Here is a 13,080-nt window from a genome sequence, read left to right on the forward strand (position 1 = left end):
GTCAGAGGTGGAAGCGTGGCGACATGTGGAGCTGACTGATACTAATAGATCGAGGACTTAACCAACGCTTTTTAAAAAATGAAATACCTTCTTATTATCTAGTTTTGAAGGAATGAAAATTTCTTCTTGCATTTTCTCAAAAAGACGTTATAATAATATATGTCTTGAAAAAATGTTAACAATGTTTGGTGACGATAGCGAAGAGGTCACACCCGTTCCCATTCCGAACACGGCAGTTAAGCTCTTCAGCGCCGATGGTAGTTGGGGGTTTCCCCCTGTGAGAGTAGGACGTCGCCAAGCTTATATTGTTCCGCAGTAGCTCAGTGGTAGAGCATTCGGCTGTTAACCGAACGGTCGTAGGTTCGAGTCCTACCTGCGGAGCCATTATTGGAGAGCTGTCCGAGTGGCCGAAGGAGCACGATTGGAAATCGTGTAGACGGGTAACCCTGTCTCAAGGGTTCAAATCCCTTGCTCTCCGCCATTTTACACCTGGCCCGTTGGTCAAGCGGTTAAGACACCGCCCTTTCACGGCGGTAACACGGGTTCGAATCCCGTACGGGTCACCATTTAGACAACATATTGGAGGATTAGCTCAGCTGGGAGAGCATCTGCCTTACAAGCAGAGGGTCGGCGGTTCGATCCCGTCATCCTCCACCATTTTTAATAAAATCAGGTTGTTTCTACACGATGGATTGATTATTCATCCCATTGAAACACTCAACACGAAAATCTGATGCCTAATAGCAACATTATTAACGTCGCGGGGTGGAGCAGTCCGGTAGCTCGTCGGGCTCATAACCCGAAGGTCGCAGGTTCAAATCCTGTCCCCGCAATCTATGGTCCCGTGGTGTAGCGGTTAACATGCCTGCCTGTCACGCAGGAGATCGCGGGTTCGATTCCCGTCGGGACCGCCATTTTTATTGCTTGGCTCAGTAGCTCAGTCGGTAGAGCAAAGGACTGAAAATCCTTGTGTCGGCGGTTCGATTCCGTCCTGAGCCACCATAGTAGTGCCGGTGTAGCTCAACTGGTAGAGCAACTGACTTGTAATCAGTAGGTTGGGGGTTCAAGTCCTCTTGCCGGCACCATGTTTCATCCATATGCGGAGGGGTAGCGAAGTGGCTAAACGCGGCGGACTGTAAATCCGCTCCTTAGGGTTCGGCAGTTCGAATCTGCCCCCCTCCACCATCTTACAGGGGTATAGTTTAAAGGTAGAACAGAGGTCTCCAAAACCTCCAGTGTGGGTTCGAGTCCTACTACCCCTGCCAATTTCAATCTTATAATGGCGATTGTGGCGAAGTGGTTAACGCACCTGATTGTGGTTCAGGCATTCGTGGGTTCGATTCCCATCAGTCGCCCCATTTTTAATAAATCATGGTATAATGAATACAACGTTAATGGGCTATAGCCAAGCGGTAAGGCAACGGATTTTGATTCCGTCATGCGAAGGTTCGATCCCTTCTAGCCCAGCCATATGCGAAAGTAGTTCAGTGGTAGAATACAACCTTGCCAAGGTTGGGGTCGCGGGTTCGAATCCCGTCTTTCGCTCCAAAAACGTTGGCGGCATAGCCAAGCGGTAAGGCAGAGGTCTGCAAAACCTTTACCACCGGTTCGATTCCGGTTGCCGCCTCCAACATACATGCCGGTGTGGCGGAATTGGCAGACGCGCACGACTCAAAATCGTGTTCCTCTGGAGTGCCGGTTCGACCCCGGCCACCGGTATCATGAAAGCTAGTAGAATCAAGATCTCAACGATTATGTTGAGATCTTTTTTCTGTTTTCTTAATACGGCAAAAATAACTCAGAATCGTGTGCCTCGAATCGTATGCCGCGCTTAAGTTCAGGAGGTAATTATGGGAAGAAGAGGAGAACTGTCAAAAGAAGAATTAAAAATTATTATAAAGAAAATAAACGACGAAGAAGCTTTTGAAGTTTTCTATAGAGATTGTTATTTAAGGAATCTACGGCCAGCAACAATTGACTATTATAAGAATGAATTTAAAGCTGCTATAAAAAATCTCAATAAACCGTTAGTTGAGTGCGAACAAAAAGATTTAGAAGAATTAATTATAAATAGTAAAAAGTTAATAAAAGTGACGACTATTAATACTAGGCTACGTGCTCTGCGATCATTTTATAATTTTCTGTATAAAAATAAGCATTTAGAAACGAATCCAATGAAGAATATTAAATTGTTGAGAGATAGACAAAAGACTATAGAAACGTTAGACAATAAAGAAATTGAGTTATTAATTAAGACGATAAGAAAACAAAAAACATTTGTAGGATTTCGAGACGAAGTAATTTTGTTAGTTTTCTTAGATACGGGGGTCCGTTTGTCTGAATTAATAGGAATTGAAGTAGAAGACGTAAGAGACAACCATTTAATTATTAGAAAAACCAAAAACTTATTTGAAAGAACGGTATATTTATCAGAGACTACGCAAGAACAATTAAAGCGATATATAAAAATTAGAGGGGCTGTAGGAACTCAAAAGCTGTTCATCAATAGAGATGATAAAGATCTAAATCCACATAGTATTCAAACAAGATTTGCTAAGTATAGAAAAGAGGCCAATATCAGTAAAAGAGTAGGTCCGCATACTTTTCGTCATACCATGGCAAAGAGAATGATTGTAGCAGGGATAGATGCTTTCAGTCTAATGACTCTATTGGGTCACCAGGATATGTCCATTACTAAAAGATATGTAAACTTATGGGGACCTGATATAGAACGAAAGCACAACCAGTATGGAGCTTTAAAAGGACTAAAATTATAATAGTGTACGAATGTGTGTTCGTGTATTAAAATAAATAAAAGAGATGGTATATGAGTTTGGCGGCTCTACCATCTCTAAACAAAAAAACAGAAGAATTAACTTCTAATTAAATTTTAGCAAGTTTCCTTTTCTGTGTCAAAAGGAGAAAAAGAACATGAAATTATTATCCATTCTTGGCGGTAATGCCTTCGTTATGTTTAATAAAGAACTTGCACATGAAGTATCTGTAAATGGAGCAATCATTTTTGGTCAGTTATGTTCCAGTTATGAAAGCTTTGGAAGTAAAAATATGCTGTCTAAATATCGAGGAGAAGAATACTTCTATCTTACAAGCGATACTATACAAGAAGAGACAGCACTTTCTTATAAGCAGCAAGCGAAAGCGATAAAAGACTTAGAAGAAGCTGGTTATATAAAAACAGTAATTATGGGTTCTCCAGCCAGAAAATACTTTCATATAACTAATAAGATAATAGAACAGTTAAAAGAAGTCAGTTCTGACAAAAGGGGAGACCTGAATAATCCAAATACACAGGAAATCATTGAGCTTAGGGCATCATCGGAATCAATCAGGTTTGACAAAAGGGAAGAGCAAGCCTGTAACAAAGGGCAATCCAAGCCTTTACCTTTTAGCCAAGCATATAAAGATATAAATAAAAAAGAAAAAGATAAAAAAAATAATCATTATTTCAATTGTAATTTCAAGGAATCTTTAACATCTGATAAATTTAGAGAATTATTAACTAATACATGTAATGAATTCTATACTCAATTTACAGTTGGAAGATGGTCTAAGAAATCATGGAACATTCTAATTGATAAATTTGTAGATGATACTATTACGAGTGGTAGATGGACTAGCGTACCTGAAGATAAGATAAAGGGTTATGCATATAAATCACTTGAGAAAATTTGTTATAACTCAGACTATAAACATGATGATGAAATAAATGAATTTAGAAGCTTGCGGAGTAAAGTTCCAGAAGGATTCTATAACTGGTTAGAGAGTTAATAATAGTTAAGGGTGGTTACTATGGATCAATCTTACAATGTAAATGAAGCAGCTAAAGTTGTTGGTGTGACTCCCTCAACAATAAAAAAATATTATTTAATGTTCGAGAAAGACGGATATAAGTTCAGACGTACTACTCAGGGTCAATTGTCATTTACAATAAACGATGTTGTATTATTCAAGAACTTAATTCAAATGAAGAACGAACCTGGAGTGGTAGTTTCTAAAGCAGTGAAACAGTTGTTAAAAGAAAAAGGAATACATAATCCCATAGATATAGAAGCATATTTTAAGCCATTAATAACTGAACTTAGAGAAGGTGTTTTAGAGCATAAGTTATTACTAGAGAAACAGCAAAAAAAATTAAATATGATTGAACAACAGAACAAACTTATTTTACAGTTGATAACTAAAGAACAAAGAAATAACCACAAACCTGCTGTTGATAATAAAGATCATAAGCCAGTTGTATCGCTTAAAGAAAAAGAATTAAATTTATCTATAACCCTTAAATAAAAGTTGAAAGCTAAGTAAGCAATTAGAATAGCTCCCAGAGGCTCGTAATCAGTCTGGCATGGCCTCGGAGTATTAAGTAAATATAAATTACTAATAAATTCTGAAATGTGCTATATGGGACAAGATTTATTTTAATAAGATATATTAAACTTTAGCAAATCTATATAAATGTCTATTCGGGTACTTTTTTACCCTAGATTGATTTGGAGGAAGATAGTCATTCATCATGATAGTAAAACCCACTGAACCAGAAGACATGATATTGTTCTCTTTTGCCCATTTCAATGCTTCAGCTGTATGAGTGAAACTCCGAACGATTATTTCGGTATCATCGTCTAACCTTTTATAACATACTACAGGATGTGGGCGAACGCTCATATTAATCCTCCTTTACTTTTGTTATTGTACCCATAAAGGGTGCTTAATGCACGGTCTTTTTTTGCAAAAAATCAATATTTTATAAAATCCAATTATCGATATTTTTTTAAAAGTAAGAGACCACTTGATTGTGGTCTGAGTTATTTTTTCAATTAAAACACTGGCGTCTTAATATCATTCTTGATTAGAGAGATCAATGGTACCTAGTGATTCGTATTTTGTTCCAGCGATGGATTTAAGCTCATTCCAACTTTTTAGAGCATCAGTAATATGTTGATATGCCTTGTCATAATCTTCTGAAGAGTTATGATTTCTAATTCTTACATATCTGTGTACACTAAAGCTTTCTTTAAACATTACTATATCAGCTATTTTAAGAGTTCTTTCAGGTTGTGAAAGATTAGAAAATATAGAAGCAGCGGAGGTGAGGTGTTCATCGAAAACCCAGAAAAGGGTGTTAAGGCCATGGTCATAAAAAGGGCCTTCATTTGTTATTCGGTAGTATTCAAAGCAATCAGAAAATATAGACCAGCCATCGTGTATTGTGGATGATTGCTGAACGTAACCATCATATTTTTTCAATTCAAGAATTACCTTGTTGAGGTGAAATACAGTGTTATATTCATAGTTAGCTAATTCTTGCATAGTTTCTTTTGCAACGTCACTATCTAAAGTAGAAAACTTTTTATTTTTATCTATATAGATTGTACTCTTAATAGATTCAATAGTCTCAGAAATTGCTTTTTTGTCTTTAATTCCAATTGTTAGAATAACGACTCCAAAAGCTAATAAGGTAACAACCTCAGAGGGAATTATCAGTTTATCGATACTAAAAAGCTTATTCATACCTTTAGTTGTAAAAGACAAAATGAGAAAAATTATTGCTATGATATCAAGTGAAATTACAATTTTTTTGGATATACCACTTTTTAATTCCAATATCAAATCAACAAGAGAATACATTAAAGCAGCAGCTGATACACAAAACATTACTAGAATACTAGGTGCAAAAGCTCCGAAGGCTCTAAGAATCGCCAGGAATAAAATAGCTGTTCCCGTTAGTATGGTAAAATTCCTATAATATTGATTAATCATTAAAATCCTCCTAGTAGACTTGCTATTATGTTAATTTACCATATTTTTCTTTAAAAATTCTTCTATGTTGAACAAGTAATAATAAATTTTCATTTTAGATTACTAATATACTAATATACTGGTTTGTACCTATCCTCAGAGGCCTATGTTGACCTGCGCTGGACTTTAACTATCTAACCAATGTTTTATATAGGTCTCCTCGAAAGCCTCCTAGAAATTATTCTTTTAAACTAAAACGATGTCTGAGATAGCTTTCAGAGGAAATTAACTTTTTCTTTGTGGATGTTTATATTATAAGTTTCCCGTAGGATCAAAAATTCAGGCTAGATGAAGGTAGTATACTTTTTTAAAAAAAATGCAGTATACTTTTTGTAACAGAGTAGTATATTTTTTTTCAAAAGTAGTATTAAAAGTATACTCTAATTATCTTTAATAATTAACTTTAATAAATAACTTTATATATGCGATGAAGGAAACCTTCACGCTGTAAGATATTATAAAATTAATAAATAGCCCTTCATAATAGTTTACATTTTATTCAACCCAGATATAAATACATTGTGAGTTAGAAATCATAAATATTTTTTACTGGAGGAACACATCAATGAACGAACTATATGAAAGAGGCGCTAGTTATTTTGAAGTATATTATGAAATGTTTTCTGATAAAAAAACGCGAGTTTTAAATGCTAATGGAATCATTCTATATTCAATGATGGCCAATCAGGTCGGACTTTCAAAGAGGCCTGAAAACGCAAAAAAATATACAAATAAAAATGGAGAAGTCTTTATCATATTTACAGAACTCCAAGCTAAACAAAAATTGAATATTAGTAAAGCAACTTTCTTCAAACTAAAGAAACAATTAAAAGATATTGGATTGATTGATTATAAAGATCAAGTTGAAAAGAAGAATGGAGTTTCAACCCCAATCTATGTAACTCCATACGAGCTATGGAAAAAGAAACAAAATAATGTAGAATACTTCGGTCTTCCGGATTTTTGCTGAACCTAGTTTTCGTTTCTATTTAAACGTATAAAATGAGATAAAAAGTCTCTAATTTTTAGAAAAAGTTCATTTATTCTGTTTAGAATTTCCAAGTTGTATATATATATAATAGATAAGGATTTCAACAGTGAGTTCCCTTTCAATTTAGGTATTTAAATTCATTCACGTTTCCTCCTATTTACGAGAACCGGTCTCCATATTCTGGTTCTCCTTTTTTAAAGCATACTTTCGTGCTGCTAGAAGGCAGTAACTAAAATAAGTGGACTTACAGAATAAGTTCTATTTTTCTGATTTTTTTCTTAAAAAGGTGAGTAGTGTAACTCAGGTCAATGAGTCATGTCTTCGGACATGGCTTATTTTTATTTTACATTCAACTGCTTTTGGTGGCAGTCTCAAAAAACAAATTGAAAGGAAGTAAAAAATGAAGATGGAATTACGTGTTCAAAATACTGAATTACATTCAATTAAAGACGGGACTATGACGGTGAGTGGCTATGTGAATAAAACTGGTCAATTAAGTAATGTTCTTGGGGTATCCAAAAAATTTGTAGAAAAAATTACAAAGGGAGCATTTCAAAGAGCAATTAACAAGGCTGCTCATGATATAGATTTTCTTGCTGAACATAATAGTAAATTAATCTTAGCATCAACTAAAAATGATTCTTTAAAACTTCTTGAGGATAATGAAGGACTCTATATGGAAGCTACCATTACCCCAACATCGTGGGGAAAAGATTATTATGAACTAATTAATTCTGGGATTTTTAAAAATATGTCATTTGGTTTCAGGACTGTGAAAGACAGCTGGAAATCTAATGGTGTTGGTCTTTTTGAAAGGACCATTGAAGAACTTGAACTATTTGAAGTATCAGTTGTGAAAGACCCAGCTTATTCCCAAAGTTCAATTGCAGCTAGAGGAATTGATTTGTTGGAGGACGTAGAAATTCCTTCCATTATGCAAGTATCGATAGACAAGAAGGAATATTACAAAAACAAACAAAAGGAGAGTACAAACTTTATGAAAACAGAACATCGATATGGACAAACTTACAGAAATGAAGTTGAGGAAAGAGAAATAACAGAAGTCAGAGAATTTAATGATAGTCTTCGCTCTTTAGAAATGACAAATGGACATGGGTCAGTAATTCCAGAAACAGTTTCGGATATGATCGTAGAGAAGTTGGAAGAAAGTTCCCAAGTGTTTGCAAAGGCAAGAAAGATTCCAACTGTGAGTGGTTCAGTAAAAATTCCTCGTGAAACATCGGTTGGATTGGCAGCGTTTGTTGGAGAAGGTCAGTCTTTAATTGAAGAAGCATTTTCTCTTGGGGAAGTAACTTTGAATCAAAAACGAGCTGGTGCTTATATTGCCCTTACAAATCAGTTGATAAACGACGCCGCTATGAATATGGCTGATTATATTACAAAGTTATTAGCAAAACGAACTTTCAAAGCAATTGAACGTTCAATTTTACGTGGTACCTTAGTAGAAGAATTCGCTGGTATTGTTCCTAATGATGAAATTGGTACACGTAGTTTGTCTGTTACAGCGACAGATGAAGAACTACTAGAAACCCTATTAGACATGTCTTTGTCAATCCATCCGGAGTACTTACAGCGTTCTGAGTTCATTATGTCCAGACCTTTCTATAATCGAGTTGCTAAGATAAAAGATGCAGCAGGTAATTTCTACGTACAAAACGGCATCAGAAATGGAAAACCAACTTATACATTTTTCGGATTAGGAGTCATTATCACAGATTCTCTTGATGCTGGTGATGCAGGAGACATTCCTTGTATTGTTGGTAGTTTACAAGATGGATATGCAGTAATGGTCAAAAAGGGTGCTCAAATGACCACCGTTCGAGATTCCCAGCATGCACTTCAAGGATCTATAGGCTTCGTGTTTGATGTTTATGTGGATGGGGCAGTTTACAATCCAGATGCTTTAACTAAGCTGATAATCGTTTAAAACATTGAATTAGATAAAGGTGATAGTTTAGAGACCAAAGATTATTTCGGTTCTCTAAACTATTATTAAGAGTAATGGGAGTGAAAATGTTGGGAGAGTTATTAGGTGTAGATAGATTTAAAGCAATCCTTCGTGAAGAAGACTATAGGTTCTTTGTCGCCAAGGTCGCAGTATTCCTTTTAAAAGATACTATTAGAAGTAAAACAGAACTACACAATGCAGTAAATAAGGTCTTATTAGCACAACAGTTAAGTCCAATATCGTTTAACTTTATTCGAACTAATATGAACAAGATTATGTTTTAAACATAATAAGTGGGTGAATATATCCGCCTATTTACTTAGAAAAAATCACACATTGATTAATTATAACTTGGGAAGGTCCGTTCACACTATCGGGCTTTTTTTATGTTTAGGTCTTTTGTGTAAAAAAATGTAAAGGGTGATAAAAATGAGCGTACCAGTCAGATTTAACGATACAGCAAAAGAATATTACGAATTTATCATAGATGAATTGAAAAAAATTGACCGATTTCAAGAAACAGACAAATTTATTGTAGAACAATTGTCTTTTAACTTGGCTCTAATTGAAGATTCTCAAAAAAAAATCATGGAACATGGCTCCGTGATAAATGGAATTCATGGCCTGAAAATTTCCCCCGCAATTGAAGTCATGAACAAGGCAACTGCAAAGGTAAATGAAGCATACAAAATTTTAGCTCTTGATTCTTCAATGAGACTAAAAATTGAAAGTAAAGAGGATAATCAAAGGTCTGACTTTTTAACTGGCTTGTTTAGTGGTAAATTTTGATGCATATAGAAACTTTATTTGCTAGGATCCTCGAAGAAAAAGTAGTAATTGACCCTTTGATCTGGCTCTTGAAAATCGAAGACAAAGTAGATAAGACTCATGGGCAGTATATCCAGTCAATGGCACTAAGATACAAGGACAATTTTAAAATTAGAAAAGTGTTAGAACAATATTTTGAATTGTGGAAAATACAATAAAAAACGGGTCCATAGATTAGCCCAGATTGGACGGTAACAAGGACCCTAATATGTTTAATCATAAATCTTGTTAAACTATTAAAACGCACCGTATTAACTCTTTTAATTATTCTATAATCAAATATCAGCATACCGTTGACATCATCCCAAATCCGGTTTTTGAATTGTTTTTATTTATTGCTGACTGTTACGATGCCTTTGAACTTATCTTAACTCCGTTAGTTGAACAGATATCAACAATATTTTTTTAGCAAAAAAAAGAAAATCGAGCTTTTGGCTCGATTAATAATCATCAGTATCCTTTTTCTGTTTATCTCTCTCACTATAACGAACTGCCCCACCACCATCATAGTATTTGTCATACATAGCACTTAAAAGATTAATCTTTTCACCATTATTTAACTCAGAAATCAATTTTAAAACTTCTTCTGCTGTTTTCATTTTGTCATCTCCAATTTTTAATAAGTATATTAATTATAACTTAATATCTAGTAATTAAGCCTAGAAAATACTTATAATGGTAATATAGCTATATGAAATTTAGTAAGAAAGAAGGGTATTGAAGTTATTTTATTCTATTTAAAAAATGTAAGGAATGGAAAACAATTCGAGGTGTTATATGTCAAATACCAGAAGAAATCCTACTGATAATGAATCTGCGATGCTTCTATCTGAAGTTGAGAATTTATGCCCACTATGTTCAATAACTTTAATGTATGAGAAAAGTGGTCAAAAGAAAAAGCGGTTTGAAGCAGCACATATATATCCTTTAAACCCCACATCTATAGAAGCTGAAATATTAAAGGGTGAAGAAAGACTTCATGAAGATGTAAACCACTTGAATAATTTTATAGCTCTTTGTAGGCGATGCCATAAGCAATTCGATCATCCTAGGACTGTTGAGGAATATAGGAAATTATATAATTTGAAAAAAATGTTAATTGCAAGAGCTGAAGCAAGAGACAAATATCATGATTATCAAATAGAACTCGAAATAAAGCAAATTATATTTAAGCTTATAGAAGATTCACATGAAGGGAATTTTAGTGCTCTAGGTATGAATGCTTTAAAACTTGATGAGAAATCTGACGACACATTAACAGGAATAACTAAACGGAAAATAAGAAATGACATTACAGATTACTACATATATATTAGAGAACAATTTACATTACTTGATAAGCAAGAACCAGATAGTTTTGAGTTAATCGCTTCACAGATTAGAACATTTTATTTAAAGTTAAAAAAAACTGAAACATCTCAGCAAACTGTTTATGAACAACTTACTGAATGGCTATCTAAAAAGACTGAGAATAGTACCAAAGACGCGTGTGGTATAATCATTTCATTTTTTATACAGAACTGTGAGGTATTTTAGATGATTGTTCCTAATAAAGTAATTAGGTTTAGCGAATCTATTATAGGTAAGATGACATTCATTCTAAATGAATTAAACGGAGGAGAATTGTCAGTAGGACAATTATACACAAGTACCCAAGAATATTTTGAAGAAATAGATGAATTTATTTTTTCTTTAGACGTTCTATATATACTTGATTCAATTCAAGTAGACTTTGAAAAAGGGGTAGTAAAGTATGTTAAAAGAGATTAGATGTGAAAAATTCAAGAATAAGAAAATTGTATTTCATAAAGGTCTAAATGTTGTAATGGGCGACAATGAGGGTTCAAATTCAATAGGTAAATCTACCTTGTTAATGATTGTTGATTTTATATTTGGAGGTGACACTTACTTATCGCATAACAACGATGCTATCATTAATTTGGGACATCATGAGTTTTACTTTATGCTTGAATTTGAGGAAAAGAGATTTTATTTTTGCAGAGGTACTGAGCGGCCTGATGTTGTGTTTAATTGTAATGGAAATTATAAAAAACAGGAAGATATTAGCATTGCTGATTATCGTAAAATTTTAAAGGAATACTATGGTATAGCTATTAATGGTTTATCTTTTAGGTCCGCAGTTAGTTTGTTCTCAAGAGTTTGGGGGAAAGATAATTATGATGTCAAGAAACCTCTTCACACAGTTAGTTCAGAAAAAAATCTGGATACGATTACAAGATTAATTAAATTATTTAATCAGTATGAAAAGATAGAAATAGAAGATAAAGAAATCAAAACACTTATTGATACTAAAAATGTAATAAACAAAGCAGGTAAAATGGACGTTATCCCAAAAATAAATCAAACTATATATAAAAAAAATATCAGTGAAATAGATAAATTACAGCAAGAACTTGAGAATTTGTCCAAGAGTGTTTTTAGTCCTGCAATTAATATTTCAGAAATTATATCTGATGAAATATTAGACTTGAGAGAAAAAAAGAAAATAATAATGGATCAAAGAGATTATTATAAGTCTCGGCTAAATAGGACTAACAAAACGATATCAAATTCAAAAGAACTGAGATTTGAAAGTCTAATAAAATTTTTCCCTGATGTAAATATAAAAAAGTTAGAAAAGATTGAAGAGTTTCATGAAGGAATCAGTTCGATTTTAAGCGATGAACTAAAAAAAGCGAAAAAAGAATTAAGTAAAAAAATTAGTACCTTAGAGGAAGAAATCAGGGATGTGAATAACAGGATAGAGAATATTTTAAATCCAAATGAAGAAACAAGTATTTATATTGATAGGCTAGTTGAAATATCTTCGATATTAAAAAACTTACAGTTGCAGAACAGTTATTATAAAAAGTTAGCATCCTTATCAAAAAATATAGATGAGAAATCAGAAAAATTAACGCAACTTAAAGATGGATTAGTCAATAAAATAGCTGAAAGTATAAATTCCGGTTTGAAAAATCTTTATACATTAGTACATAATGAACAAAGAACTCCACCAATACTTAAATTATCTACTTCCAAGTATGAATATAACTTTGTAGATAATACGGGGACAGGTAATGCATATGCCAATTTAATTATATTTGACTTAGTTATATTTACTTCGACGGTATTACCTTTTATTATTCATGACTCTTTCTTATTTAAGAACGTTGAAAAATCAGTAGTTGAAGAAATAATTAAAATCTATAGTACAATTGATAAACAAACGTTTATTGCAATAGATGTGATTAAAATTTACGATGAAACTACACAAACTATTTTGGAAAATAAAAAAGTGATTCATTTAGATAAAGATAATCTACTCTTTATAGCGGACTGGAGAGATAATACAAAATAACAGTGGATAGTAAATCTTAAATTAATTAAATGCATGTGAATTTTAATATAAAATATCAATTTTATTCCATCCTTGGATGACATCTGCTCAATTAGTCATTTGATTAGTTGGGCA

At 33.4% G+C, this 13,080-nt stretch carries 12 protein-coding genes, 15 tRNA genes and 1 rRNA gene; 25 read left to right on the forward strand and 3 right to left on the reverse strand.

All coding sequences use genetic code 11. The features are described from left to right. Positions 1-184: 184 nt before the first annotated feature. From rrf to ACQKKK_RS16860, 19 genes are all read left to right on the forward strand, one after another. Positions 185-300, forward strand: a 5S ribosomal RNA gene (gene rrf / locus ACQKKK_RS16770). Positions 301-309: 9 nt separating this feature from the next. Continuing rightward, positions 310-384 (forward strand) — tRNA-Asn (locus ACQKKK_RS16775). Positions 385-389: 5 nt separating this feature from the next. After that, positions 390-481, forward strand: a tRNA-Ser gene (locus ACQKKK_RS16780). A gap of 10 nt (positions 482-491) precedes the next feature. Continuing rightward, positions 492-566 (forward strand) — tRNA-Glu (locus tag ACQKKK_RS16785). Positions 567-581: 15 nt separating this feature from the next. Beyond that, positions 582-657 (forward strand) — tRNA-Val (locus tag ACQKKK_RS16790). 102 nt (positions 658-759) lie between these two features. Next, positions 760-833: transfer RNA gene (locus ACQKKK_RS16795), tRNA-Met, on the forward strand. Positions 834-838: 5 nt separating this feature from the next. Further along, positions 839-914, forward strand: a tRNA-Asp gene (locus tag ACQKKK_RS16800). A gap of 12 nt (positions 915-926) precedes the next feature. Beyond that, positions 927-1,002 (forward strand) — tRNA-Phe (locus ACQKKK_RS16805). A 7-nt stretch (positions 1,003-1,009) separates the two neighbouring features. Then, a tRNA-Thr gene (locus ACQKKK_RS16810) sits at positions 1,010-1,085 on the forward strand. A 16-nt stretch (positions 1,086-1,101) separates the two neighbouring features. Continuing rightward, a tRNA-Tyr gene (locus ACQKKK_RS16815) sits at positions 1,102-1,185 on the forward strand. Positions 1,186-1,191: 6 nt separating this feature from the next. Next, positions 1,192-1,265, forward strand: a tRNA-Trp gene (locus ACQKKK_RS16820). Between the two features lie 17 nt (positions 1,266-1,282). After that, positions 1,283-1,358 (forward strand) — tRNA-His (locus ACQKKK_RS16825). Positions 1,359-1,395: 37 nt separating this feature from the next. Continuing rightward, positions 1,396-1,470 (forward strand) — tRNA-Gln (locus tag ACQKKK_RS16830). 3 nt (positions 1,471-1,473) lie between these two features. After that, positions 1,474-1,548, forward strand: a tRNA-Gly gene (locus ACQKKK_RS16835). An 8-nt stretch (positions 1,549-1,556) separates the two neighbouring features. Beyond that, positions 1,557-1,630: transfer RNA gene (locus ACQKKK_RS16840), tRNA-Cys, on the forward strand. 8 nt (positions 1,631-1,638) lie between these two features. Beyond that, positions 1,639-1,719 (forward strand) — tRNA-Leu (locus ACQKKK_RS16845). Positions 1,720-1,850: 131 nt separating this feature from the next. Then, entirely contained in the window at positions 1,851-2,777 is a 927-nt protein-coding gene (locus ACQKKK_RS16850; RefSeq protein ID WP_427617471.1) for a tyrosine-type recombinase/integrase, read from the forward strand. A 154-nt stretch (positions 2,778-2,931) separates the two neighbouring features. Further along, the gene (locus ACQKKK_RS16855) at positions 2,932-3,789 is read left to right on the forward strand and encodes a hypothetical protein (RefSeq protein WP_427617473.1); all 858 of its coding nucleotides are present in this window, start codon (positions 2,932-2,934) and stop codon (positions 3,787-3,789) included. A gap of 21 nt (positions 3,790-3,810) precedes the next feature. Beyond that, the gene (locus ACQKKK_RS16860) at positions 3,811-4,305 is read left to right on the forward strand and encodes a hypothetical protein (RefSeq protein ID WP_427617475.1); all 495 of its coding nucleotides are present in this window, start codon (positions 3,811-3,813) and stop codon (positions 4,303-4,305) included. 144 nt (positions 4,306-4,449) lie between these two features. Here the strand turns inward: ACQKKK_RS16860 and ACQKKK_RS16865 are convergent, their stop codons facing one another. Together ACQKKK_RS16865 and ACQKKK_RS16870 are read right to left on the reverse strand one after the other, a co-directional pair. After that, positions 4,450-4,683 carry a hypothetical protein gene (locus ACQKKK_RS16865; protein WP_427617477.1) on the reverse strand — a complete coding sequence of 78 codons (234 nt, stop codon included), beginning with the start codon at positions 4,681-4,683 and terminating at the stop codon, positions 4,450-4,452. A gap of 174 nt (positions 4,684-4,857) precedes the next feature. Next, positions 4,858-5,778 carry a hypothetical protein gene (locus ACQKKK_RS16870; protein WP_427617479.1) on the reverse strand — a complete coding sequence of 307 codons (921 nt, stop codon included), beginning with the start codon at positions 5,776-5,778 and terminating at the stop codon, positions 4,858-4,860. Between the two features lie 604 nt (positions 5,779-6,382). Between ACQKKK_RS16870 and ACQKKK_RS16875 the strand changes: the two genes are divergently transcribed. The 3 genes from ACQKKK_RS16875 to ACQKKK_RS16885 all read left to right on the forward strand — a co-directional run bounded on the left by ACQKKK_RS16875 (position 6,383) and on the right by ACQKKK_RS16885 (position 9,566). Then, the gene (locus tag ACQKKK_RS16875; protein ID WP_427617481.1) at positions 6,383-6,787 is read left to right on the forward strand and encodes a replication initiator protein A; all 405 of its coding nucleotides are present in this window, start codon (positions 6,383-6,385) and stop codon (positions 6,785-6,787) included. 421 nt (positions 6,788-7,208) lie between these two features. After that, complete coding sequence (locus ACQKKK_RS16880) at positions 7,209-8,756, forward strand: phage major capsid protein (RefSeq protein ID WP_427617483.1); 1,548 nt, start codon at positions 7,209-7,211, stop codon at positions 8,754-8,756. Positions 8,757-9,206: 450 nt separating this feature from the next. Further along, complete coding sequence (locus ACQKKK_RS16885; RefSeq protein ID WP_427617484.1) at positions 9,207-9,566, forward strand: P27 family phage terminase small subunit; 360 nt, start codon at positions 9,207-9,209, stop codon at positions 9,564-9,566. A gap of 479 nt (positions 9,567-10,045) precedes the next feature. Here the strand turns inward: ACQKKK_RS16885 and ACQKKK_RS16890 are convergent, their stop codons facing one another. Next, positions 10,046-10,204 carry a hypothetical protein gene (locus ACQKKK_RS16890; protein WP_427617485.1) on the reverse strand — a complete coding sequence of 53 codons (159 nt, stop codon included), beginning with the start codon at positions 10,202-10,204 and terminating at the stop codon, positions 10,046-10,048. Positions 10,205-10,382: 178 nt separating this feature from the next. Here ACQKKK_RS16890 and ACQKKK_RS16895 point away from each other — a divergent pair, with 178 nt between their 5' ends. From ACQKKK_RS16895 to ACQKKK_RS16905, 3 genes are read left to right on the forward strand one after another with little or no spacing between them, the layout of a single operon-like run. Further along, positions 10,383-11,141 carry an ABC-three component system protein gene (locus tag ACQKKK_RS16895; protein ID WP_427617487.1) on the forward strand — a complete coding sequence of 253 codons (759 nt, stop codon included), beginning with the start codon at positions 10,383-10,385 and terminating at the stop codon, positions 11,139-11,141. Then, complete coding sequence (locus tag ACQKKK_RS16900) at positions 11,142-11,375, forward strand: ABC-three component system middle component 7 (protein WP_427617489.1); 234 nt, start codon at positions 11,142-11,144, stop codon at positions 11,373-11,375. Then, positions 11,359-12,966 carry a DUF2326 domain-containing protein gene (locus ACQKKK_RS16905; protein ID WP_427617491.1) on the forward strand — a complete coding sequence of 536 codons (1,608 nt, stop codon included), beginning with the start codon at positions 11,359-11,361 and terminating at the stop codon, positions 12,964-12,966. Before ACQKKK_RS16900 ends, ACQKKK_RS16905 begins: the two co-directional genes overlap by 17 nt. The last annotated feature ends 114 nt before the right edge of the window (positions 12,967-13,080 follow it).

It is taken from the genome of Peribacillus sp. NPDC006672 (assembly GCF_050274955.1).
GTDB lineage: Bacteria > Bacillota > Bacilli > Bacillales > DSM-1321 > Peribacillus.